The organism is Rhodococcus sp. USK10 (assembly GCF_019378875.1).
In the GTDB taxonomy this organism is placed as follows: Bacteria; Actinomycetota; Actinomycetes; order Mycobacteriales; family Mycobacteriaceae; genus Rhodococcus_F; species Rhodococcus_F pseudokoreensis.
Genome location: NZ_CP076046.1, coordinates 38,471 through 61,949 on the forward strand (window position 1 = coordinate 38,471; position 23,479 = coordinate 61,949).

Genomic DNA, 23,479 nt, shown 5'->3' on the forward strand with positions numbered 1-23,479 from the left:
CGATAAAATGAAATCACTGGAAATGATACTCGGAGGGGAAATCATGACGGTCACCATTTACACCAAACCGGCCTGCATGCAGTGCAACGCGACATACCGCGCACTCGACAAGGCGGGAATCGACTACACCACCGTCGACATCACCGAAGACCTGCACGCCCGCGAACACCTCCTCACCCTCGGCTACCTCCAAGCCCCCGTCGTCATCGCAGGTGACGACCACTGGTCCGGATATCGCCCGGACCGCATCCGCCGACTGACCGCGGCCTGAAACACCCTCCCGTGTCACCCAGAAGGGACCGACCCGCCATGACCGCAGCACTCGAACTGGTCCACACCCACGCCACCGACGCCGGACCCGCAGAATCCATCGAGGCCACCGACCTCGGCATCGACGCCCACACCGACATCGAGGTCCTGTGCCTGTGCGCACTGCTGTGGGCACCCACCGACGCCGCCCACCGTGCCGTCGCCGCACTCGACCCCGCCGACTTCCAACAGCCCATCCACCGAGAGCTCTACACCGTCGTCGCCGGTCTGGTCCGCTCCGGTGTTCCGCACGATCCCACCATGGTCGCCGCCGACCTCGAACGCACCGGCAAGTTCGCCGGCCACCACGGACGCCAACGATCCCGGCACCTCGCGAACATCACCACCCGCGGAGCCGACCACATCGCCCTCGACCACTACACCCGCGCCGTCATCTCGCAGGCCTACCGGCGCAGCTTCCGCGCCGCCGCCGAATCCCTCGCCCAAGCCGCCGAACAACTCCCCGAAGACCAACTCTTCGAGCACATGGTCGCTCTCGGCCGCCAACAACGCACCGCCACCCAGCGTCTCGACAACCTCCGAGGAGCAGACCAATGACCATCCACGCCGCCAACCCGACCACCGACGACGAACGCGACGCCTGGCACCTGCACCAGAGCGGACAGTCCTGGGCGCAGGTCGGCCGCGAGATCGGCTGCACCGAATCCGCCGCCCGCGCCTTCGCCACCGCCTACCAGCAGCGCACCGACGCCGCCGCCGACGAGGACCAGATCAGCCTGTTCTGACAGAACCCACGGCACACTCACCACCACCACACCCACACCACAGCGCCATGTCCACCGACTACTTCCCAGGACTGCACATGAGCATCGATCACCACGGACAGCACCCCGGCGATAGTGAACTCGCCCTCGACACCACCGAAACCACCATCCTCGACACCTTCATCCGAGCTCTCGCCCTCCACACCTTCAGCGATATGGACAATGCAGACAACGGGATCCGCACGAAAGATCCGTCATGAACCTTGGGGCATGCATAGGCTTCGACACACCGAGTACCCGATCCGCGGGGACAGCCAATACAGGTTTAAGCTGGAAAGTAGGGATGCGCCAGGCATCGCAGTACGGGGGGAAGAGCTGTGGTCCGTTGAGTCGTAAGCCGGGACGGCGCAATCAGAATCGCCCGCCCAAGAAGAAGGTGGCGGCGTCCTTTGCCGGTGGACAACAACCTACTGCACCATCGCTCGATCGTGACCAAGTCGAACGTGAGTTGGCGAAGCTGGTTACCCCCGTGGTGTGTGCTGACGTTGGAATCGAGCCACTTGAGGAATCCGAACGCAAAGCCGTACTAGCGAATTTTGACGGTGAAGCGACCGTTCGTGCGGTCGCCGCGATCCAGTCCCGCCTCGATGTAGCAACGACCACCAACTGGACTCAGAGCACGGTCGAACGCACGTTGCTTGACGAGGCGGACATGCCTTGGTCCGCGGCAGCGACGGCCAAGATACGAACCAATGGTCGGCTGATTCCTTCTCGGTCAGTTACCCAGTTGTTCCGTGAAGCACTCGAGGTGTCGGCACCGAACCCTGATGTGACTCCTATCCCGCTGGCAGTGATTCTGCAGCTAATCGTGTCGATCAACACTGAGCATCTTCAGGGTGAGTTCAGCACGGACGGTACGCTCGACGCCGACGCAATCACCCGAATCTCAGATATGACCGCAAGTTTGAACCTTGAGCAGTCGCTTGCGATGTTTCGGCAGATCATGCTTGACGAGATCGCCAACCTTCAAAGTAACGCCCCTCTCAAACTTGAGACTCTGCAGGCCGATACCCACAACATGTGGTTTTCCCCTTGGCCCGACCGAGTAACAGATTCCAGGCTTGGGGCATCGCCGGCGGAATGCTTCAATACCGCTAACGGTGTCGAATTGATCGAGGTCTTGGTTCTTGGCAGTATCGTCGTTGAACGAGCCGCAGTTGGCGAACTTGAGTACAGCAAGACCGATCTAATAACCGCGGGCGCGAGCGCGGCGGCAGTCGCTTTACTGTTCGATCACATGGCGCTACCGCTCAAGGAGTTTAAGAAGCGTCTCGCTGCGGACCGTCGGCGCGGAGAAATTGCCGATCAGCGATACGTCATGACCCAGTGCCCGTTCGTTATTTCGGACAACGGCAACGTGCTGCTGCTTCGGTATCAGTGGGCGATCGACCGGTTCTTCGGCTCCCAGCTGTACTGGCAGACCTTCTTCCACTTGGGACCTGCAGATGCGGGCTCGATTGCCGAAGCATTCAGCCTGGCGATGAACGACATGTTCGAGCGGGCTGCTGCTGATGTGCTTGAGGGCATCATCGCGGCGAGTCCCTCCATGTCGCGACTGATTCGTGAGCCTGAGATGCAATCCAGCTGGACCGAACGAGCAGGACAGACGCCGTCCGTCTGCGATTTCGTTATTCCGTCCGGCCAGGCGTGTTTCGTGATGGATGCAACGAATCATCACCTCAACTTCAAACTTGCACAAGGTCTGGGGACAGTCGAGGAGTACTCGGCCGATGCTGACGCCTCATTAGTCAAGAAGTGCGATCAGATCGCCAAAACGATCCGTCAGCTACGGCACCGTGGCGACTTCGGAGTGACGAACAACACGCAGTTCGTACCCATCGTCATCGTCCCCGTCAACGGTGTACCCAACCTCGGTTCCACCGAGTATGACCTGCAACAGCGGACGCGGAATGTTTTCGCCGATCTTGCCCTGACACGGAAGATCTACAACCCGACAATCCTCACCTTGCCCGACCTGGAGCTCATCGAAGGGATAGCCGAGTATTACGGTTCAGACAGCCGCGATATCCGCGATCTTCTCGGTGGGTGGCGGCACCAATCCATGGTGGGAATGCTCACAGGAAAATCGCCTCTCTCGCTGCAAGACTTTCTGGACGGAAATGGAATTCAACGTCCAATCCCGACAAGGATGTTCGCGGCTCAGCGGAAACTCACAGCTGCGATCGATGCTCGTCGGTCTGAGCGACTAGCACTGACACCCAACACTGCGGGATAGGGGCGTACCAGGAAGGACGCCTCGGGGTAGCCAGGAATCACCGGCGCAGGCCCTTAGCCTTAAGGCGACGGACCATTCAGGATGCGTTGTCTGGTACCCGGATGAGAGATTTGTCAGCCACGAGCCTGCGTTTTGCAGCCTTATACCCATACGCCGCAATTTCGAGAGCTCCTCTTTCTACTGCCCTGCGTTGCGCATCAGGCGGCAGGCCTAGTTTCTCCATCAGCACAAGATGGAGCAACGCGATTGTGACCGGGGCCAGGTAATACCATACTGCGTAGGGCACCTTGCTTTGTTCTGGAGGGTTATTATGCGCCAGGTCATTGCGAGCATTCTTGAGCCAAGTTGCCCACTGGCGCGTATCTCCCAGCAATAGATGGACGGCTTGCTCATCAGGAATTTGCGCGATCTCTTCGCAGCGTTTCACATAACCAGGATTGTTGTTAAATCGCTTTAGGACGTCTCGGTCGGACTTCGGTAACGCATTCTTGATTAATAATCGAACTCGATCGAATTCAGCCCTATCTATGTCGGTCGAGTCGGGGAAGAATTCGCGGTGGAATGCCTCAAGTGCGGATGCGGAATTGAAGAGTTTGTTCTCGTAATACCCGCTCGGCTCATGTTCAATCCCCAGGAGCATGTCGAGCGCGCCATGAAGAACTCCCGTGAGGTTGTGCCAACGATCGATAAGATCGGGAAAGTCGATGTCACCAGCATGAAAAAGCCTACTGTAGCTGGATTTACCGTCGATGCGTTCCTCGCTTGGAGGCGTATCGAATCGGTACCACGTGTAGTGCAGACCCCGTTCCAAGCTCTCATGTAGTCTCGCGGATCTAACGGTGCATGGCTTTCGCGTCGCGTGTGTAATGAGATTCTGAATTGTTCGCTGCGGTGTCAGGAAATCCTTCGCTGGGCGTTTATCGTCGCTAATTATGCGTACCACTGTGCGCTCTTTTATCTTGGACTCGATTGATCCTAGATATCTTGCTTGGTGCGTAAATCCAACATACTTCTTCAGCTCGATAGTAAACTCTCCCGCGCGACCTGAAATAGGCGGGGAGTCCTTTGTTGTGATGGTAATTTCACCGGGGTTTCCATTTTCGTACTCGACTCTTCGTACTCGGATTCGCTCATGTTGGACCAAAACGTCAAGTAGTCAAGCTCCACTTCCAAAACGCGGAAAATCGGCTCATCGATACTCGTTAGGTGGCGATTTCCGCCAATGAGTGCGCCAGCTTCGCTGCGTAGGTCTTGTTCCTCGCTTGGAAGCACGCCATGTTTCATTATTGTTCGTGGAGCGTAAGCCTCAAATATGGTGACATAGTTTCCGTCGGCGTGCCCATGGATCGCAGGAGCGAATCGCTCGACTGTGTCAGGCCAAGGATGGGAGCCGCGTTCTGCGAGCATCCCGTCGAGTTCAAGTAGCGGTCCACGCGGCGATCCGATCGTGAGCGTGCCGTGGACAACCTTGTCTGGGTTGGATGGATGCCACCAGTCACCCTTGAAAGCCTTTGTCACGGTGTTAGTCATACCGGATCGGAACCAGGCCCGTGCATGGGCGGTGCAAGGACACTCAATGTCGGAGTGGTTCATAAACGAACGTTTTCGGAACATCCCCGACTCCACGGGCCGACCAGGGGGCGGTTGTGTTCCGAAACCCGTGTCGCAAACCGATGTTTCACAAGTTCGCTTGTCGGTGAGTTGTGGAACACTCCTGGCTCGTGAACGAACTATTGGGCTACGCGAGGGTCTCGACCGCCGAGCAGACCGCAGATTCGCAGAGAGACGCTCTCAGCGCGGCCGGCTGTTCTCGGGTGTGGACAGATACCGCGAGCGGCGCGACAACGTCACGTCCTCAGCTCAACGATCTCCTTTCGCACCTGCGGGAAGGAGACACCCTGGTCGTATGGCGGCTAGACCGGCTCGGCCGTTCGCTGCCGCACCTGTTGCAGACGGTGGAGGACCTTGACGGGCGCGGTATCGGATTCCGCTCACTCACCGAGTCGATCGACACCACCACCTCCGGGGGCAAGCTGATCTTCTCGATCTTCGGTGCGCTCGCCGAGTTCGAAAGGAACTTAATTCGGGAACGCACCGAGGTCGGCCTCGCCGCCGCCCGAGCGCGGGGCCGAATCGGCGGCCGGCCACCGAAGATGACCGCTAACAAGATCCGGCAGGCTCACAAGATGCGCGAGAACGGAATGCCGCTCGTCGACATCGCGGAGATCCTCGGAGTGGGGCGTACGACGCTGTACCGGCATCTGAAGTGACCCTCGCGGACGCGGAACTGACCAATGAATCACCCGCTGCTTCAGTGTGATGAGTGACAATTATGGCCTGGCACCACCCTGTATCGATACCTAGAGTGCCGCCAAGAAGACAGGAAAGCACCGTTGTGAGCAGTGATTATGTGTGGACACCTCCAGGTCTCGACGAATCTGAGCTTGAACAATTCTTGACTATCGAGCGTGGAATCCCCAACGCTGCAAACGAATCCATTCACCGCTGGCTCACCAGAGACATGTATGGCCATGAATTCATGGATGTGACTGTCTTTCTGCGATTCCAGACCGCGGCACGTCAGGACCTCGGATTTATGAATGTTGGTCTGACCGATGTAGATCAAGTTCTCCAGGTACTTCGGGGTCTGGATCAGACTGTCCGCGCCTACTTGGTCGATTTCATGCTCAGCGAGATCACACCGTCGCGCCTCGGCACGAGACCCCAACGAGTCGAGGAGCTGCAGACGATCCTAGCGGCGAGTGGGGCCGGGTGGCAGGTAGGCCTACGTAAGGAACGATACGGTCTAGTGGAGGTAATGCCGGGCGGCGTCGTCGACATCGTCGAAGAAGTCATGTCCGCGGCAGATCAGGCAAGCTCACTGTTGAGAGCAGCCTGGGAGCGTGCCTTCGGAATCGATCAGAGTCCGAGTCACGCCTACTACGACGCGGTGCGGGCTGTTGAAGTACTCTCATGCCCCCTGATCTCACCGAAAGACGCGAATGCCACTCTCGGTAAAGACATCAATGTGCTCCGAAACGCTCCGGACAAGTGGGAGTTTTCGATGAAGGGCTCCAAGTTCGTCTCGCCCGTGGAGCATGTCGTGTCGGCCATGCAGCTTCTATGGCACAGTCAGTCTGATCGTCACGGGCGGGCGGACTACGAGGATGTCTCAGCTGATGAGGCTCAAGCGGCGGTCCTTCTCTCATCAACTTTGGTGGGCTGGTTGTCGAAATCCATGCTCCGACGTTCCGAAGCGAACTAGCCAATGAGTGAGCAGCCGCTACGAATTTAGTGCAGGCGGAACGAAACCTTGTGGCCACGTCGTTGTCGGTGACCACCGAACACGAACCAATTCTGCGTTTGTGAGGTTGGCACCTGTGAGGTTTGCGTCGGTGAGGTTGGCACCTGTGAGGTTTGCGTCGGTGAGGTCGGCACCCGTGAGGTTCGCGCCGTCCAGGTTCGCGCTGGTGAGATCTGTTTTCGTGAGATCTGACTCGGTGAGGTTCGCGTCGGTGAGGTTCGCGTTTGTGAAGTCCGCGCGGTCAAGCTCAGCCTTGATGAGCTTCGCGGTGGTGAGGTTGGCCATCTGGAGCTGTGCATGTCGGAGGCTCGATATCGAGAAATCTGATCCCACTAGATACGCCTGACCAAGGTCCGCGTTGAAGAGATACGCGTCGGTGAGGTTCGCGTAGCTCAGATCAGTAGTCCGCAGAATAGCGCCGGAGAGATTTGCTTTGGTCAGATCGACACCATCTAGCACCCATCCGGTGAGGTCGGCGGAGTTCAGGTTCGCCTCGGAAAGATCCGCCCCGGTCAGGTCATACTTGACATCAGTCCACTGATTGGACTTAGCGACCCTTCGACTGCGGCGTTCGAGCAGTACACGCAGAACGGTCGAGCGAAGCTCTTCTTTTGCATTCTCGTAAGGAGGCGAGCGGAGGACAGAGCACAGCAGATCGGCGCATACCTGCCGTTCGTCGTCCTTATTGATCGCATGCCAGTCGTCGGCAAGCGAGGCAATCCCATATGCACCAGCGAGCCGAATAGCGGAAGAACTGTGCCCTAGCTGTTCTGCGCAGGCTGTGTACCTGTCACGTAGGTTTCTCTCGCGGCCGGTCTCGTACTCGCGGTTGTCGGTTGTCTCCTTGTGGGCGTGCTCTGCCTCTTTGAGCGTATTGGCTCGATCGAGTGCCTTCTGGCGTCTATAGGCGAGCACAGCGGCCGGCACCGCGACGGATCCCGCCACGATTAATCCGACCGACCGAGCGATTCCGGATAGATCCGCATTGACGACTGCCACACCGTGAGGCGTCACGAGCTCGGCGAGAATGTAAGTGCCTGCGCTGGCGGCCGCAAGCGTGCCGACGCCTAGACCGACGAGTGTTATGCCACGGGGCCCCACTTGGGGAGGGGGCAGTGCCGGAGACGCGTCCGGACGGGAAGACGGGGTGGTCACCTGCATGTATCTACACGACCGCAACTCGCAACCGATACCAGCCCCTCTATCCGGCGTTGTTCAGAATGGTGTCGGCGTCGCCAGCTCGCCGCACAGCTGCATGAGACGATCACAGACCGACCCGATCGAGGGCCGACGCAGCCCGAGCCGATCACCCGCCATCGGTGCCGAGACCGCACACACTGTCCTCGCGACCGTGCACACCCTCGCCGCCGCTCTTGAAACCCAGACCAAAAGCACCACAAGGCGACATCTCCGCCGCCTGACACGGCACCAGAGGCCCCGAACCGTCACGGTTCGGGGCCTCTCCGTGTGCGGGCCGGCGTTGCGTAGGCGACAGCCATTTGGGTGGCACCTCCCCTACGGTCCGGTGGAGGCCACCTGCGGTGTCCCCTGAATCGAGCTCCGCTGCGCTCCGCCCTGGGAAAGAACATCGTTCTTTTGACCTGCTGGCCTTCCGATCCTGATCGACGGCGGCCGGGGAACAACCCCTGGCGGCTGCGCCGGCCTGCGGCTCCGAACAAGTTTTCGCGACTCGCAGGCTCCCCGCGAAAACTTCTCCGGCCCAGGGGTTGCACCCCGTCCTGATACCGCCGATCCGACTCTCCCTTGCCAGCAGGGCAAAAAGAACGGGCAGGGACTTCGGTTCTGCCCACCGACACTTCCAAGGAGCGTTTTGATGATCCGTCTTTCCACCGCCACCGATGTTCTCGCCGCGATCCCCGCGTTGCTGGGATTCGTGCCGGTTCAATCCATCGTGGCGATCCTGGTCGGCGAGTCCGGCACCGACAACGCCCCTCGAGTCATCCTCGCGGCCCGCTACGACGCCGACACGGACGTTGCGTCCGTCGCCTATCAGCTGTGCGGGATCGCCGTCCGTGAGCAGGCCACCGGCGCGGTCCTGACCGCCGTCGTCGGCGGACCGGGTGCATCCGCCGCACTCGACAACATGGCCATGCTCGGTGACGGTCTCGAGGCGCACGGCACGCACGTGATGATGTCGCTGCACACCGCCGAACTCATCGAAGGTTCCCAGTGGGTCAACCTCGAGACACTCGAGCGTGGCGCGGTCCCGGACCCGCGCATCTCCGCCGTTGCCGCCACCATGGTCGCCGAGGGCCGCAGCATCGAGACCACCCGCGCCGCGATCGCCGCCCGCTACGGCATCGCCGCCGAAGCCGATCCCCGCCCCGCGCGTGAGGCGTTCCACGACCAGGGCCACGACTTCCCCCGCGCCACCATCACCGAACTCGCTGCCGTGGCCCGCAGTCGGGAAATCCCGAGCGCCGACCTCGCCGCCCGCGTCGGAATGGTCGCCGCCGCCAGCCCGCAGCTGCGGGATGCGTTGCTCTCGCTCGCCCACTACGGAGCCGCCGAGGCACACGCCGCGATGCTGCTGGTGGCGAACCAGCTACGTGGTGTCGCCCGCGTGCAGACTCTCACCGCCGCCGGACTGTTCGCCTACCTCGACGGGCGCGGCGCAGAAGCAGGCATCGCATTCGAGGTTGCCCGCGAGACCGCCGACACCGCCCCGGAGGCTGACACCGGACTGCTCGACCTGCTGGACATCGCCGTACAGAACGGCATCCACCCGCACGCGATCGCGGAGCTGGTGACCATCGGCGTCGACGTGGCACAGAAGTTGGGTGTCGAGTTCGACTGACACCGACAAAACGAAAGGCGCGCCCCCGAACGGCTTAGGTTCGGGGGTGCGCCTCCGGTGAGTGTAGAGGGTGTTCGGGCATCGAGCCCGAACACCCTCCGCGCCTGCGTCCCGCACGACACACGTCGTGTCGCGCGGGCCGCGGTCTAGAGCAGGCCGCGCAGCGCGTCCGGGTTCGGAAACGTGATGTCTCCGCGGGCGGCGGTGCGGTGCAACGGGCCGGCGGCCTCGCCCGCAACGATCGCTTCCAGATCTGCATCCGACATCGACCAGGTGTGCTTGGTCGCCTGATACAACGCGGCCTCGACCGTCGACCGTGGCACGACTGCTTCGTTCTCGCTCATGCTCTTCCCTTTCTCACCTAACGCTTCCGACGTCGGTCGGGTGCGTGTCGTTCAGAACAATGTCGGGACGTCGCTGTGCAAGAGGGCGGCCTGCACCCTTTCGTCGTCCCATCCGTGGCGTACTGCCTCCCGCAATGCCCGCGATCGAGCGGCCCGTGCGGCGCGGTCGGGTCCGTACCAACGCCATGTCTGGCCACGGCCACCGCCGCGGCCCTTTGCACCCATCCCCGCGAGGTTTTGTGCTTGCGTGCCGAGCACCACGTGCGGGCGCCCCGATGTTGCCGAGGCGCGCACACAGATCGGGTTGTCACACACTTCGTGCAACGCCACCTCGTCCTCCAGGAGGGGTCGACCGAGTTCGATTGCCAACGCGTATCTGTGGGGGCGCACCACCCGTTGCTTGCCGTTGCGCGAGATCCAAAAGACTGGTGGGGTGCGATATTCGAAAGGTGTCGGATTCCATCCCCCGCCGCAGCGGCTCCGTTCCCGCCTCACGCGTGGTCCGGGCAGAGCAGATTAGGCGTGACGGTCCATCCGGCTGCGGTGAGCCATCGCTGGACCGGCTTGGTCAGATCTCCCTTTTCGGCCAGCTCAGCGAGTCTGCCGGCGAGGATGGGGCCGTCGCCGCAGATGCTGCAGGCGATGTCGAATGCTGGCTGTCCGGGTTCACAATGCCGGCAGTGCTGTCGACCGATCAGCGTTCCGCGGTGCTCGGGGTCCGGCTGGAGCCAAATCACGGCGAGGTCAGCACGTTGGTGTGCTGCCTCGGCGCGAGAGGTGGGTTCATGCCCGCAGGTCGGGCACGTGCGAGACGTGGGTGCAGGTGGCTCGGCAACCAGGATGATGTCCTGCGTGACCGGCGCGATGTCCACACGCCGCTTGTTAAGATGCCCATACACCGTGGTACGGGGCACTTTCAGCATGCCGGCGATCTGTGCGACGGTGTGATCGCCTGCGTCGTACAGCCGTTGAGCGAGTTCGATCTGATCCGAGCTCAGTTTCGAGGGTCGGCCGCCCTTACGGCCGCGGGCCCGGGCCGCGGCCAGCCCGTCGCGGGTGTTCGCCACGATCAACTCGCGCTGGAACTCGGCCAGGACCGACAGCATGCCGAACATCGCGCGGCCCTCGGCGGTGGCCGTGTCGATGCCCTGCTCGAGCACCTTCAGGCCGATGCCGCGCTCGCGCAGGTCGGCGCCGAGCGTGATCAGGTGCAGCATCGACCGGCCGAGCCGGTCGAGCCGGGTGATCACCAGGACGTCGTCGGCGCGGAGCCGCGCCAGTACCAGATCGAGTTGCGGGCGTGACGTTTTCGCCCCGCCCGCGTGGTCGACGTGGATGTTCTCGGCCGCTACCCCGGCGCGGCGCAGCGCGTCGACCTGGTGGTCGGGGTTCTGGTCAGCGCTCGAGACCCTTGCGTAGCCGATCAGCATCTGTCGAGAATACCCCGCATGGGGTTTTTCGACATAGTTTCTCGACACGGGTTGTCGACGCCCCTGAGGCGCTGAAGATCGATTCTCGGCACAGCGGTCGTTCGGCGTCTGTCCTGTCTCATCCAACCCGGGGTATTGCTCACCGATCCGAAGTATTCGGTCTGGTGTCTCACCAAACTGAGACACCGAGTCTGCTGACGTGGTGAGACGGTACCGACAGACCGTTGGCGGCTTGATGTGTTGCCTCATGATCGGCGAGCCTTCGGGCGTCTCCAGCCATCTCACACATATGAGGCATCGCAGCTCAGCAGTCCTCAGCGCGCTGATCATGCCTCGTATTCAACGAGACAGGACAGCGTCTGCCAGTCTTGCTCGATCAGGTGATTGTCTGCTGGGCGGACGGAGGTCATCCGGGCCCTTTTCGTTGGTCGGCGTGGCGGGGGTCTATTCGGCGACAGCGACGGCGGTGCTGATGCCGAATCCGGCGATCCATTCCGGGATTTCGCGGTAGAAGGTCGAGGTGACGCGGTATTTCCCGGTGGCGTTCATCGCTGCGTACGCGGCGATCCAGGTGCGTACTTCGTGGGAGGAGTGCCCGGCCTGTTCGACGAACCATTCGTTGGTCCAGGAGTCGATCTGCTCGATCTCGCCCGAGGCGAGGACGTCGAGCAGGTGGCGATCCCAGTGCGGGTTGAGCGGCGCAATGGTGGCCACGCCGGCGGCGAAGTCGCGTCCGGCGTCGATGACTCGCTGTTCGCGGGCGTTGCGTTCGGCCTCGGTGGGGTTGCGCCCGTCGATGAGCTTCTCCTGCACCTCCGCGGGGGCGGTGGCGAACTGCGGGACCGGCGGATCGTGGGACAGCCCACCGGATCCGACGAACAACACCCGCTTGTCCAGGTTCGCCGCGGCCAGCCCGACGGCCTCGCCGAGCAGCCGGACCCGGCTGACCGGGCCGAGCGGTTCGGCGACGGAGTTGATGAAGATCGGCACGGTCGGGACCGCGGTGATCGAGCCCACCAGCAGCTGCAGGGCTTGGGCGAAGCCGTGGTCGACGTGCATCCGTTCAGAGAACGCGACGTCGACACCGCTGGCGAGGACCTCGCGGGCGAGGGCGTAGGCGGCGTCGCGGTCGACGTCCAGCGGCCCGGCTTCGGTGCCGTAATCGCCGACCGACTGGGCGGCGGCACCGATGCAGAACGGGGGCATCAGATCGTAGTAGACCCCGTTGTAGTGATCCGGGGCGAAGATCACGATCAGGTCGGGGGCGAAGTCGGCGATGAACGCGCGCGCATTCTCGAACGCGGCATCGACGTCGTCGATCACGGTTTGGGCCGGGTCGTTTCGTCCCATGAGGGGGGAATGCGACATCGTGCACAGCGCTACGGGCATCGTCTGTTTCCTTCTGGTTCTCGCGCGATCCGGCGGGCGGGGTGCGAGGTGATCGGGGTGGCTGTGTGAGGGGCGCCGATCGTGGGTGCCTGCGCGCGGGGGCAGGCACCCACGGGGCGATCAGGCGCGGTCGAGCAGGAAATCGAGGTGCAGCTGGTTGAACGTTTCCGCGTCCTCGTACTGGGGCCAGTGCCCGCAGTTCTCCATGATCGCGAGCTTCGCGCCGGGGATGTGGGAGGCGATCCGCTTGGCTTCGTCGACGGGACCGGAGGGGTCCTTGGTGGTCCACAGCACCAGCGCCGGCACCGTGATGCCCTCGAGGGTGGCGTCGGTGATCATGTTGCGCTTGCGGGTTTCCGGGTCCTGCAGGGCCATGTTCGCTTCGCAGGCCTCGAGCCAGTCCGGCTGCTGGAAGATCGCCTGCCGGGTGCGGATCAGGTCGTCGGTGACCATCGCCGGGTCGGCCATCAGCCACTCGAGCCGGGCCTGGACGCGTTCCCAGCTCGGGTCCTTCGCCGCCTCCATCGACAGGGTGTAGAGCCGTTCCATCACCTTCGGGTTGGCCATGGTGCCGCCCATGGTGTTGAGCACGATCCGCTCGACCTTCTCCGGGTGATCGTGCGCGAATTGGGCGGTGACCCAGCCACCGAGCGATTCCCCGGAGAACGAGGCCTTCGCCACGCCGATCGCGTCCATGAACTGCAGGACGTGGTCGATGTAGTGCTTGATCTCGAGGGGGTGGTCGGGCTTGCTGCTGTAGCCGTGCCCGATGAAGTCGATCGCCCACACGTTGAAGTGCTCGGCGTGCGCGGCCAGGTTGCGGACGTACGCTTCGGCGTGGCCGGTGATGCCGTGCAGCAGGATCAGTGCCGGCTTGGAGGTGTCGCCGGCGTGCAGGTACCGGGTCCGGTAGGGGCCCGCTTGGATGAAGCCCTGACTGAATTCGACCTGGTTCAGATCGTTCCAGACGCTGGTGTACGGGCGGGTCATCGGTGTACTCCCTCAGTTGTGGTGGCGGAGGCGGGGGCTGCGTCCGCGGGGGTGGTGTGCGGGACGGTGATCGGCACGGCCCGGGTGTTGTACTGCGGCTCCTGCGTGGCGCCCGGAGCCGGTGCGCTGCTGCCCGCCGAGCGATCGAGGACCGCGGTGAGCACGTCCTCGAGGCTCGTCAGCGCTTCGCTGTCGTCCCAGACCGGGGCGCTGTGCCGCCACGCGATGTACCCGTCGGGGCGGACGAGGAGGGCACCGGCCTCGTCGATGTCACGGATCTGCCGCCAGTAGCCGTAGGGGTCGAGGGTGCCGGGTTCACCGACGACCACGGTCCGCAGGAACGGCACGTCGAGTTTGGCGGCGGCACGCTTCCACGCCTGGCCCCCGATTCCGGTGAGCAGGGTCATCATTCCCTTCCCGGTGACATCGAGAGTGGAGATGCGGGTGCCGCCCTCGCCGACCAGCCACGCGTGCGGCAGCTTCGCGCCGGGCCGGGTGGTGGCCTGCAGGTACAGCTGCCGGTCTCGTGCCCACACCTCGTCGCCCACCTCGGGGTCGGGGACGACCGCGGAAGAGGTGTAGCGCTGGTTGAGTTCGACGCCGTGGGCGTTGAATTCGGTGTTCTTCACCTCGAGCGCCTCGTACAGCTTCTCGCGCAGGGCGACCCCCTCGGGCGTGGGTTCCTTCAGCTTCGCCAGGCCGGCGGCGACCGGATCGTCGCTGTTCGGGTCGAACCACTCGCGCAGCCCGGCGTAGTCCTTACGGGACTGGTTGGCGCGAGCGACGATCTGCTTGCCGACCGGGACCCGTTCGGGGGAATAGGACTCGAGCAGGCCCGGCCCGGCGTAGCCCTTGACGACGAACGCGATCTTCCACGCCAGGTTGAACGCGTCCTGGATGGAGGTGTTCGATCCCAGCCCACTGCTCGGGGGGTGCCGGTGCACGGCGTCGCCGCCGCACAGCACCCGACCGGACTGGTAGTGCTCGGCGTACTGCTGGTTGACGTACCAGAAGGACCGCGAGACGATCTCGACGTCCAGGTGCGGGTCGCCGACGAGGGTCCGGATCTGTTCGAGGACGACGTCGTCGGAGACGTCGGGCTGACCCTTGGCCATGTCGAATCCCCAGCCGGCGATCCACTGGTTCCATGGTGTGATCGCCCGCAGCAGGCCCATGCCGATCTCCCCGAACCCGGCCTTCGAGTTGACGATCCAGTGCAGGATGGACGGCCGGTGCGCGACGTACTTGCTCAGATCGGCGTTGAAGAGCACGTAGGCGGTGCCGGCGCGGGCGAGTTCGCCCTGGAAGGGAAGGTCGATCTCCTCGGCGATCTTCGAGCGGGCACCGTCGAAACCGAGCAGGAAGCGGGCCCGCTGGGTGAATTCGGTGCCCGAGCGGACGTCGCGGAACCGGACGGTCACCCCGTCCGCGTCCTGGGTGTGGTCGAGGTATTCGGTGTGGAAGCTGATGATCGCGCCGCGTTCGGCGGCGTTCTTGATCAGCACCGGTTCCATCAGCGACTGGGGGATGTCGAGCATCGTGCACGGGCTGCCGGACAGGTAGTCCCCGTAGCGGGTGTCACCGGTTCCCCAGGTCTGCATCCGGACGATTTCTTCGCCGGCCAGGCTCGTGGTGAACAGCGTGTCACCCATCTGCTCCCAGGGTGTGGCGTACTTGCGGGCCTCGTCTTCGACGCCCAGGTCGCGGAGCACTTCGACGGCGCGCTGGTTGGTGATGTGCGCGCGCGGCGAGTTCGCCACCCAGGGGAACATCGAGACGGCGTGGACGCGCAGGCCGTAGGTGGCCAGGGCGAGCGCCGCCGTGCCACCGGCGGGCCCGAGTCCAACGATCACGACGTCGGTGTCGTAGGAGGTTCGGTCGTGGTCACTCATATCTGTCATCACTTCACTTGTCGAGGACACGCAGGTCCGTGGCCGTGTCCGGGGTTGAGAGTGTGGTCGCCGCGGCGGTGGGCTGGGCGGAGCCGGCTTCGTCTCGAACGAGTTGGCTCGCTGCGCCTTTGCGGCCCCAGCCGCCGGGCAGCGCGATCACCGAGACCACCGAGATTGCCGAGACCGCCAGCAGGTAGGCGACGATCGCGGTGCTGGACTTGGTGGAGGCGTACAGGGCGGTGGCGATGGTCGGCGCGAACGCCGAGCCCACGACCTGGGAGAGGGTGTAGCCGATCGAGACGCCGCTGTAGCGCACGTCCGCGTCGAAGACCATGGTGAACAGGGATCCGGTGACGCCGGCGGCGGGTGCCATCGCGATCCCGAAGACCAGCACCTGTGCGGCCATGAACAGCCAGGGGTTGCCGGTGTTGATCAGCGCGAACGCCGGGGCGATCACCACCCCCATGGCCACGGCCCCGAGCAGGTACATCGTCTTGCGGCCGAAGGTGTCGGAGAGGGCCCCGAAGACCGGGTAGAGGATGACGGCGACGAGGCCGGCGACGAACACCCCGGCGAGGGCGAAGGTGCGGCTGATTCCCGCGACGGTGGTGCCGTAGGAGACGAGGTAGGCCATGCAGATGTAGGCGAACACGCCCTGGGACAGGTAGGTCCCCGCGATGAGCAGGATTTCCTTCCAGTGCTTGCGGAATGCTTCGGCGATCGGCATCCGCACCACCGCGCTCTGCGCCTTCACCTCGGCGAAGTCGGGGCTCTCGGTCAACGACAGGCGGATGAACAGCCCGATCACGATCAGTACGGCGCTGAACAGGAACGGCAGTCGCCAGCCCCAGCTGAGGAACTGCTCGTCGGGCAATTGGGAGACCGCGAAGAATGCCAGGGTCGCGACGCTGGTCCCGGCCGGGGCGCCCATCTGGGAGAAGGATCCGAAGAAGCCCTTCTTCGCGGTCGGGGCGTGCTCGACGGCCATCAGGGTGGCCCCGCCCCACTCGCCGCCGACCGCGAAGCCCTGCACCAGGCGCAGCAGGGTCAGCAGGATCGGGGCGGCGATGCCGATCTGGGCGTAACCGGGCAGCAGTCCCATCAGGACGGTGGCCGAGCCCATTCCGACCAGGGAGATCACCAGCATCTGCTTGCGGCCGACCCGGTCACCGAAGTGACCGAAGACGATGCCGCCGAGCGGGCGGGCGAGGAACCCGACCCCGAAGGTCGCGAAGGACAGCAGGATTCCGATTGCTGGGGACACGTCGGGGAAGAACAGCGTGGGGAACACCAGTGCGGCGGCGGTGCCGTAGATGAAGAAGTCGTAGTACTCGACCGTGGTGCCGATGAAGCTGGCCATCGCCACCCGTAGCGGTGAGGTGGTTGCGGGCGTCGTCGAGGAAGCGGAGGTGGTGCTCACGGTCGGGCTTCTCCGATCCGCGGGCCGAAGCATGCTTCCGCCGCGTGGACCGACCTGCGCGAAGCGGTCGTCATGGCCGCTCCTTTCTCTGAGGGAAGTGAGAGAAACATTCGCAACTGGAATGCTAGACGTCTAGAAGTGAAGCTACGTCGACGCGGAAGGTGACGCAAGTCTCTCCGGGGTGCGAGATGCGACCGGTGGTACTCACCGGCGCCGGGTGCCGGTCGCCTTCAACAGGCGTTTCGCCCGGCAGTGGGCATGGAAGTGGGCAGAGAAAAGGCCCGCCTCGTGCAACGCGTGGTCGCGGGGGCGGGCCGCCGGTGGGGCGTCTCAGCCGGCCAAGTCGCCGGCTTCGTCGCGGATGACCGAAATGGTGCCCACGATGTGCCGTTCCATGGCCTCGCGGGCGGCCGCCTCGTCCTGCTGCCTGATCGCCTCGATGATCGCGTGGTGATCGTCCTGGCGTTCGGACAGGGCGCTCGACAGCGGGTTGGTGATCCCGGTGGTGTTGATCAGGAAATCGGACAGATCCCACATCCGCTGGCTGGTTTCGGCCATGATCCGCGAATGCGCCATCGTGTGGATGGCGGCGTGGAATTCGCGATTGTGGATGCGGTATCCGTGCGCCCGCACGTCGGGGTCGTGGGAGGTGAGCAGCGCGTCGATCCGGGATGAGATCAGGCCCAGTTCGGTGAGTTGGGCGTCGGTCCGGCGGGCGGCGGCGACTGCCGCGATCGTGCCCTCGAAGCCTCCGAACAGGGTGAAGAAGTCCTCGACCTCCCGCTGGGTGTAGGAGACGACCTCGCATCCGCTCTGCGGGAAGATGTAGACGAGCTTGTCGCTGGAGAGTCGGCGCAGGGCGTCCATGACGGGCTGCTTGCTGACCCCGAACTCCTGCCGGATCGACTCGACGACGATCTTCTCCCCGGCCGCATAGCGTCCCTCGAGCAGTCTGGTCTTGAGGATGTCGTACATGGCGGCCGACAGCCGCGCACCCGAGGTCCGGACATTCGCGAGAAGGGCGGCGGCCCCCGGATCGGTGCTGGTGGTGCTCATACGTCCACGCTTTCGTCGGGCGCGCTGATCATGGTGTCCCCCTCGCCTGCGGCGCTCACCACAGTAACTTGCATTCTAGTACTTGTGGTCCGCGTCACTGTCAGCTACGGTCATCTGGAACGCTAGAATTCCAGTTTGAGGTGTACGGCTTGTTTTACCGGCTCACCGGGTCGGCGGCAACATTTCCGAGAACGGGATCGCGCCGCTCAATGCCGTTCCCTTTCAACGGAATTGATCACCGCTGCGGCGCACAGTGCGAGCCCCTGCCCGGGTCCCGAACACCGTCCCGGGGTCGCCCGATCCTGCGAGCTCACCGCCCTCATTCACGGAGTTGCACCACACCAGCGGGTCACTGCAAGGAGACGAAGATGGAATTCTGTATCGGCACCTGCGCCAAGATCGACCAGGTCGCGATGGTGAAACAGGCCGAGGATCTGGGCGTCACGCATTTCGGTGTGGGAGAAGGCCCCTTGCTGTTTTCCGACCCGTACCAGTTCCTGGCGCTCGCAGCCACCCAGACCAGCTCGATCAATCTGGGCACCATGGTCACCAATCCGCTGACCCGGATCGCCCCGGTCACCGCGAACTCCATGGCCACCCTCAACGCCCTGGCCCCGGGCCGGACCTTCCTGGGCATCGGCACCGCCAACAACGCGCTGCGCTCGATGGGTAACCGCACCGCGAAGATCTCCGAACTCACGCACGCCATCGAGGTCGCACGGGAGCTGATGGCCGGTCGCCGTGTCACCCACGACCTGGCTGGGGCAGTCCCGGGAGGTGGAGTTCCTCGACAAGGAGAGCGGTTTCTACAACGTCACCGACCACATCCCGATCTGGGTGGCCGCCGGCGGACCGCGCGGGCTCACCGAGGCGGCCAAGTACGCCGACGCCGTCGTCTACTGCCTCGGGCCGAACGTCGAGATGATCAAGCTGATCCGCAGTCGCCTCGACAAGGCGGTCGCCGACGCCGGCCGGGCGCCGGGTTCGGTCAAACTCGTCTCCCTGTCCTGGTTCTACCAACTCGGCAGCGGGGAGACCTGGGAAGACGGTGTCACCAACGGTTTCGGGTCCGGCCCGATCAGCTCGTGCATCACCAACGCCGGCCTGATGGACCAGCACCGCGACCAGCTGGGCGATTCCATCGTCGATGCCTCCCTCACCGCTGCGCAGCAGTATTTGGGCGACCCGGCCGCCCCGGACCAGCCGCACTACCTCGACGTCTGGGCGAAGTACCTGCGCGGACTCGACCCCGCACACCGGCCGATCATCACCAAGGAACTCGTCGACTACTGGTGCCTCTACGGATCACCCGCCGAGCTGCGGGACAAGGCCGCGCTGATGCGCGAGGCCGGTGTCGACATCCTCCAGGTCTTCCTGTCCAACCCCTTCACCGCAGCCCGAGACATCGACAACATCGGGCACTCGATCCTCGCGCACGCGTAACCCCGCACCCCCCGAACCAGGAGCTATTGATGGAACTCTACCCCCGCACCACCGCCGTCGTGGCCGTTCACTGCCAGGGCGACATCGTCGGCCCCACCGGCGCCTTCGCCGACTTCTTCCACCAGCAGGTCCGCGAACGCCGCGTCATCGACCAGATCGCCGCGCTCCTCGCCGCGGCCCGCGACGCCGGCGCCCCCGTCGTCTACACCCGGGTCGCCTGGAAACCGGACTTCTCCGACCTCGAGGTGAACTCACCGCTGCTGGGCATCGTCGCCCAGTCCGGCTGCCTCAAGGACGGCAGCGAACTCGCCGAGATCGTCGAACCCCTCGCCCCGGCTGCCGGTGACATCGTGCTCACCCACCAGCGCGTCGGCGGCTTCGCCGGCACCGACCTCGACACCACCCTGCGGGACAAGGGCATCACCACCCTGCTCTTCGCCGGGGTGGCCACCAACGCCTCCGTCGAGGGAACCGCCCGCGTGGCAAGCGATCTCGGCTACCGCGTCGTGATCGCCGAAGACGCCTGCTCGGCAGCCACCCCCGAAGCGCACGAAGCAAGCATCAACTCGCTCGGACTGCTCGCCGAGATCACCACCGTCGACGACATCCGGACCGCCCTGACCGCATCGGTCACCGGCACCCCCGCCTGACCACACCGAACCGCCGTACTGGTGTGGGCGCCCCGCGGCGCCCACACCAGCACTCCGCGTGCCCGCCATCCCGCTAACCCGCCAGACGAACACCCTCAGGAGTTCCCTTTCATGAAGTCGACCATGCGCGTCGCCCGCCTCCACGAGATCAACCAGCCGATGCAGATCGAGGAACTCCCGATCCCCGAACCGCGGCCCACCGATGTGCTGGTGCAGGTCAAGGCCTGCAACGTCGTGCCGAACCTGTCCAACGTGCTCGCCACCTACAGCGAATGGTTCCCCTACCTGCCGCTTCCGAAGCTCCCCGCCATCTTCGGCCTCGACTCCGCCGGTGTCGTCGCCGCCGTCGGCAGCCACGTCACCGAGATCGCCGTCGGCGACCGCGTCTACGTCAACCCCGGCATCGCCTGCGGCGGCTGCCGCGCCTGCAGACAGGGGCAGGACCAGAACTGCGACAAGTACACCTTCATGGGTTACTTCTCCTTCGGCGCCGACGGCCAGGAGATCTTCGACGCCTACCCTTACGGCGGTCTCGGCGAGTATCTGACTGCGCCGCAACGTAACCTGGTGAAGCTACCCGACTCCGTCACGTTCGAGGAAGGCGCCCGATTCGGATACCTCGGCACCGGTTACTCGGCACTGCGCAAGGCCGGCGCCGGGCCCGGCTCCACCGTCCTGATCGACGGCATCTCCGGAACCCTGGGTCTGGGCACCTGCCTGAGCGCCCTCGCGCTCGGTGCGAGCCGCATCTTCGGCACCGGCCGCAACGCCGATCTCCTCGAGGACGTCCGAGCGATCGCCCCCGACCGCATCCACGTCCTGTCCGCCGGCGGAGGCGACCTGCGCAGCTGGGTGCGCGAGCACAACAACGGGGAGGGTGTCGACATCGTCATCGACTCCCTCGGCCCCGGCGCACCGGCAGAATCGTTCCTCGACGCCATCACCGCCCTGCGCCGCGGCGGCGTGGCCGTCGACATCGGCGGCATGATGGAACGCCCACCGCTGGACATGTTCTCGCTGATGTGCAGCCAGATCAGTGTCCTCGGGAGCCTGTGGTTCTCCACCGCCGAGGCCCAGGACATGGCCGACCTCGCCGGCGCCGGGGTCCTCGACCTGTCGGTCTTCGAGCATCACAGCTTCCCGCTCGAGAAGATCAACGAAGCCCTCGCCGACCTCCCGGCCCGGCACGGCGGCTTCACCAACTTCATCAGCGTCCCCTGATCCGCCGGCGCCCCGCATCACCCACCGGTGCGGGGCGCCGGGGCGCCCTCCAGCACAAGGAGCACCGCTGTGCGGGCCTTCCGAACCGTCAGACACAACGACCCCGAGGCCGACGAACTGAACTGGCGACTCGCCGCGATGTGCCGGCTGGTCAGTCCCGCACTGTTCTTCCACCCCGCCAACGAGCGCGGCACCAAGAGGCAGAAGCGCATCCACGAGGCCAAGAAGATCTGCTCCCGGTGCCCCGTTCAACGGCCATGCCGGGACCACGCGCTCGCCGTGCGAGAACCCTTCGGAATTTGGGGCGGGATGTCCGAAGAGGACCGCGACCGCATCCTCGGCCGCGGCCGAGGCCGTGCCGAAAACGCCGCCGAGCGCAGCGCGTGAGGACAAGGCCGATCCTGACGAACACGGAGAATGCCCATGCCGATCTTCCTCCTCCACGCCGTGATCGCCGGATTCAGCGTCGTCGGCGGGTGGCTGTCGGCACCGCTGACGAGGCCGGTGGCCGCGCTCGCCCAATCACATGCGGTCATGCGATGGTCGGCTCTGATCGCAGCCCAGGACGATGCCGAGCACCGCTGACCTATCACCGGTCGGGTTTGCGAGAGCAGTCTCAGCTCTCCAGGGTCGGGTAAGACGCTGGGCGCCGGCGTAGTACACAAGCGCTCTCCGGCGGGCACCACAGTTGCGTCTCTGTGCAGGCCAGGGGCTTCGCGGTTGCGTCGACGCAACCGCCACCACATAATGTGGGTGCCCGAGGCAGTAGCCGAGGGAAGTGGTTCGTGTAGGAGGTCTCCGGGGCGTAAGTACCCCTGTAGGCAGCCCCACCTAGCGGTTTCCAGCCTTGCGCGCCCACCAACATACGACGAACGCCCCTCGCGTCTAGAGGGGCGTTCTCGTGTCTTCTACACCCGCACGACGGTGATCCGATGTGCGATCTTCGCCCGCATGCTGCCGCCTCGGCCCCACGCCCAAGCATGGACGTCGGGCAACCATAGGAGCGGATTGCTCGGCCGGTCGTGGCTGTACCGGAACGGGGCCCCGGCGCCGAGTTCGTCGCGGATGATGCGGTTGTCCTCGTGGTCCTGATCGCATGACTCGATGACCAGGTTTGTCACCGGCATCTGCGCCAGATCCCGCACCGCGGCAGCCAGGGTTGCGTCGCGGGCCTGGCGTTCGTTGACCTTCCGCGAGCTCATCAGATAGATCCGGCTGGTCGCCTCCAGTCGGGCGACCTCGGCGACGATCTTCGGTGCCAGCTTCTTGCCGACACCGGTCATGTGGATGCGGGTGTGTCCGGGCGGGCGGAGCGCGTTCATCTGCTTCCGCAGCGCCGTGAGGTCGCCGGTCGCCACGGTCACCGCGCACAGGGCGTACTCGCCCCGCTTGGATTCGTCGATGAACGCATGCACGCGGAGCAGTCTCTCACCCACTCGCGACAATCTCTGCAGGCCGTACGGCCGTGGTCAGTTCCTCTCGTGGTCCCGGCAAGTTCGCTGTGTCGACCAGCTACCAGAGGGTGAGGGGTAACCCCGCAGCTTCGGCGCATCTGATCCGCTGTTCGATGCTGTCCGGATCCACTTCACAGCTAAGGGCTGTCCGGATCGCGGCGGCGATCGCACGGGTACGCCCGGCCGGGCCACGGACGTCGGAAAGCGGGCTGGCCAGGTTGCGGCGCCGCAGGTGGTACTCGGTGCGGTTGACGGTATTGGTGCCCAGCCGCATGTGCTGTGGGTTGACGCAGCCGGCGAAGTCGCACTGGTGACACAACACCGCGTCGTCGGTACCGGACCACCCCAGCCGCGGAATGACACCGTACTCGAGCTGGTAGGCGAACAGATGCGCGGGAACAGTGCCGCGCCGGGACGGGCCGGGCAAACTGGCGGCACGGAAGGATCCGTGACCGGTGGATGAGACACTGCCGAGCCACACCGTGCACCGGCCGACCGGGCGTCGGTAGGTCTTCGCTTCGAATCGCGCGACGACGGTGGGGTCGTCGAGCCAGGATCGCCACAGCAGTTCGGGGACCCGGATCGGTTGCGGCTGGCCGATCAGGGCGAGTTGCTCGATCTCAGAGACTGCCGGGGAGGCGGGCATTCCCGGCAGCATCGGTGCGCTGGCGGCGGCGGTGACCATGGCTTCCCTCCGCTCGCTGCTCATTGGTGCTGTTACCGGTGAGGGTAGGGGCG

General features: G+C 64.4%; 25 protein-coding genes and 1 pseudogene. 14 read left to right on the forward strand and 12 right to left on the reverse strand.

Annotation, left to right across the window (positions count from 1 at the left end; all coding sequences use genetic code 11):
• Positions 1-43 precede the first annotated feature (43 nt).
• The 5 genes from nrdH (at position 44) to I1A62_RS00225 (ending at position 3,330) form a co-directional block, all read left to right on the forward strand.
• Entirely contained in the window at positions 44-271 is a 228-nt protein-coding gene (gene nrdH, locus I1A62_RS00205) for a glutaredoxin-like protein NrdH (RefSeq protein ID WP_219453429.1), read from the forward strand.
• 38 nt (positions 272-309) lie between these two features.
• A complete protein-coding gene (locus I1A62_RS00210; RefSeq protein ID WP_219453430.1) occupies positions 310-867 on the forward strand; it encodes a DnaB-like helicase N-terminal domain-containing protein in 558 nt (185 codons plus the stop codon).
• Entirely contained in the window at positions 864-1,055 is a 192-nt protein-coding gene (locus I1A62_RS00215; RefSeq protein WP_219453431.1) for a hypothetical protein, read from the forward strand. The genes I1A62_RS00210 and I1A62_RS00215 overlap by 4 nt, the downstream gene beginning before the upstream one ends.
• 47 nt (positions 1,056-1,102) lie before the next feature.
• Positions 1,103-1,294: a hypothetical protein gene (locus I1A62_RS00220; RefSeq protein WP_219453432.1), complete on the forward strand. Its 192-nt coding sequence runs from the start codon at positions 1,103-1,105 to the stop codon at positions 1,292-1,294.
• An 83-nt stretch (positions 1,295-1,377) separates the two neighbouring features.
• Positions 1,378-3,330, forward strand: coding sequence for a hypothetical protein (locus I1A62_RS00225; protein WP_219453433.1), 1,953 nt, complete (start codon positions 1,378-1,380; stop codon positions 3,328-3,330).
• Between the two features lie 76 nt (positions 3,331-3,406).
• Here I1A62_RS00225 and I1A62_RS00230 read toward each other — a convergent pair whose 3' ends face one another.
• Both I1A62_RS00230 and I1A62_RS00235 read right to left on the reverse strand, forming a co-directional pair.
• Positions 3,407-4,456 carry a HEPN domain-containing protein gene (locus I1A62_RS00230; RefSeq protein ID WP_257890312.1) on the reverse strand — a complete coding sequence of 350 codons (1,050 nt, stop codon included), beginning with the start codon at positions 4,454-4,456 and terminating at the stop codon, positions 3,407-3,409.
• Positions 4,345-4,860 carry a hypothetical protein gene (locus tag I1A62_RS00235; RefSeq protein ID WP_219453434.1) on the reverse strand — a complete coding sequence of 172 codons (516 nt, stop codon included), beginning with the start codon at positions 4,858-4,860 and terminating at the stop codon, positions 4,345-4,347. The genes I1A62_RS00230 and I1A62_RS00235 overlap by 112 nt, the downstream gene beginning before the upstream one ends.
• Before the next feature lie 191 nt (positions 4,861-5,051).
• Here I1A62_RS00235 and I1A62_RS00240 point away from each other — a divergent pair, with 191 nt between their 5' ends.
• Both I1A62_RS00240 and I1A62_RS00245 read left to right on the forward strand, forming a co-directional pair.
• Positions 5,052-5,600 carry a recombinase family protein gene (locus I1A62_RS00240; protein WP_219453435.1) on the forward strand — a complete coding sequence of 183 codons (549 nt, stop codon included), beginning with the start codon at positions 5,052-5,054 and terminating at the stop codon, positions 5,598-5,600.
• Positions 5,601-5,725: 125 nt separating this feature from the next.
• Positions 5,726-6,595: a hypothetical protein gene (locus tag I1A62_RS00245; protein ID WP_219453436.1), complete on the forward strand. Its 870-nt coding sequence runs from the start codon at positions 5,726-5,728 to the stop codon at positions 6,593-6,595.
• 18 nt (positions 6,596-6,613) lie between these two features.
• Here the strand turns inward: I1A62_RS00245 and I1A62_RS00250 are convergent, their stop codons facing one another.
• Positions 6,614-7,795, reverse strand: coding sequence for a pentapeptide repeat-containing protein (locus I1A62_RS00250; protein ID WP_219453437.1), 1,182 nt, complete (start codon positions 7,793-7,795; stop codon positions 6,614-6,616).
• Positions 7,796-8,468: 673 nt separating this feature from the next.
• On the opposite strand from I1A62_RS00250, the gene I1A62_RS00255 reads away from it, so the two are divergent.
• Positions 8,469-9,452 carry a DUF4192 domain-containing protein gene (locus I1A62_RS00255; RefSeq protein ID WP_219453438.1) on the forward strand — a complete coding sequence of 328 codons (984 nt, stop codon included), beginning with the start codon at positions 8,469-8,471 and terminating at the stop codon, positions 9,450-9,452.
• Between the two features lie 146 nt (positions 9,453-9,598).
• Here the strand turns inward: I1A62_RS00255 and I1A62_RS00260 are convergent, their stop codons facing one another.
• From I1A62_RS00260 to I1A62_RS00290, 7 genes are all read right to left on the reverse strand, one after another.
• The gene (locus I1A62_RS00260) at positions 9,599-9,796 is read right to left on the reverse strand and encodes a hypothetical protein (protein WP_219453439.1); all 198 of its coding nucleotides are present in this window, start codon (positions 9,794-9,796) and stop codon (positions 9,599-9,601) included.
• A gap of 491 nt (positions 9,797-10,287) precedes the next feature.
• Positions 10,288-11,226, reverse strand: a complete 939-nt coding sequence (locus I1A62_RS00265; RefSeq protein WP_219453440.1) for a recombinase family protein — start codon at positions 11,224-11,226, stop codon at positions 10,288-10,290.
• Positions 11,227-11,670: 444 nt separating this feature from the next.
• The gene (locus I1A62_RS00270; RefSeq protein ID WP_219453441.1) at positions 11,671-12,615 is read right to left on the reverse strand and encodes a 3-carboxyethylcatechol 2,3-dioxygenase; all 945 of its coding nucleotides are present in this window, start codon (positions 12,613-12,615) and stop codon (positions 11,671-11,673) included.
• A 120-nt stretch (positions 12,616-12,735) separates the two neighbouring features.
• Positions 12,736-13,605 (reverse strand): alpha/beta fold hydrolase, encoded by an 870-nt coding sequence (locus I1A62_RS00275; RefSeq protein WP_219453442.1) that lies wholly within the window; start codon positions 13,603-13,605, stop codon positions 12,736-12,738.
• Positions 13,602-15,506, reverse strand: coding sequence for an FAD-dependent monooxygenase (locus I1A62_RS00280; protein ID WP_219453443.1), 1,905 nt, complete (start codon positions 15,504-15,506; stop codon positions 13,602-13,604). Before I1A62_RS00280 ends, I1A62_RS00275 begins: the two co-directional genes overlap by 4 nt.
• Positions 15,507-15,510: 4 nt before the next feature.
• A complete protein-coding gene (locus tag I1A62_RS00285; RefSeq protein ID WP_219453449.1) occupies positions 15,511-16,857 on the reverse strand; it encodes an MFS transporter in 1,347 nt (448 codons plus the stop codon).
• A 390-nt stretch (positions 16,858-17,247) separates the two neighbouring features.
• On the reverse strand, positions 17,248-17,973 hold the full coding sequence (locus I1A62_RS00290) for a GntR family transcriptional regulator (protein WP_219453444.1): 726 nt from the start codon (positions 17,971-17,973) through the stop codon (positions 17,248-17,250).
• Positions 17,974-18,386: 413 nt separating this feature from the next.
• Between I1A62_RS00290 and I1A62_RS45540 the strand changes: the two are divergent.
• From I1A62_RS45540 to I1A62_RS00315, 6 genes and pseudogenes are all read left to right on the forward strand, one after another.
• Positions 18,387-18,668, forward strand: a pseudogene (locus I1A62_RS45540) (LLM class flavin-dependent oxidoreductase); the annotation flags it as partial.
• 46 nt (positions 18,669-18,714) lie between these two features.
• Positions 18,715-19,416 carry an LLM class flavin-dependent oxidoreductase gene (locus tag I1A62_RS00295; protein ID WP_257890311.1) on the forward strand — a complete coding sequence of 234 codons (702 nt, stop codon included), beginning with the start codon at positions 18,715-18,717 and terminating at the stop codon, positions 19,414-19,416.
• 29 nt (positions 19,417-19,445) lie between these two features.
• Positions 19,446-20,066, forward strand: a complete 621-nt coding sequence (locus I1A62_RS00300; protein WP_219453445.1) for a cysteine hydrolase family protein — start codon at positions 19,446-19,448, stop codon at positions 20,064-20,066.
• Between the two features lie 111 nt (positions 20,067-20,177).
• Positions 20,178-21,287, forward strand: coding sequence for an alcohol dehydrogenase catalytic domain-containing protein (locus I1A62_RS00305; protein ID WP_219453446.1), 1,110 nt, complete (start codon positions 20,178-20,180; stop codon positions 21,285-21,287).
• A 69-nt stretch (positions 21,288-21,356) separates the two neighbouring features.
• Positions 21,357-21,674, forward strand: coding sequence for a WhiB family transcriptional regulator (locus I1A62_RS00310; RefSeq protein WP_257890294.1), 318 nt, complete (start codon positions 21,357-21,359; stop codon positions 21,672-21,674).
• 36 nt (positions 21,675-21,710) lie between these two features.
• Complete coding sequence (locus tag I1A62_RS00315) at positions 21,711-21,872, forward strand: hypothetical protein (protein WP_219453361.1); 162 nt, start codon at positions 21,711-21,713, stop codon at positions 21,870-21,872.
• Between the two features lie 323 nt (positions 21,873-22,195).
• Here the strand turns inward: I1A62_RS00315 and I1A62_RS00320 are convergent, their stop codons facing one another.
• Both I1A62_RS00320 and I1A62_RS00325 read right to left on the reverse strand, forming a co-directional pair.
• Positions 22,196-22,702 (reverse strand): hypothetical protein, encoded by a 507-nt coding sequence (locus tag I1A62_RS00320; RefSeq protein WP_257890295.1) that lies wholly within the window; start codon positions 22,700-22,702, stop codon positions 22,196-22,198.
• 97 nt (positions 22,703-22,799) lie between these two features.
• The gene (locus I1A62_RS00325) at positions 22,800-23,426 is read right to left on the reverse strand and encodes a hypothetical protein (RefSeq protein WP_257890296.1); all 627 of its coding nucleotides are present in this window, start codon (positions 23,424-23,426) and stop codon (positions 22,800-22,802) included.
• Positions 23,427-23,479 lie beyond the last annotated feature (53 nt).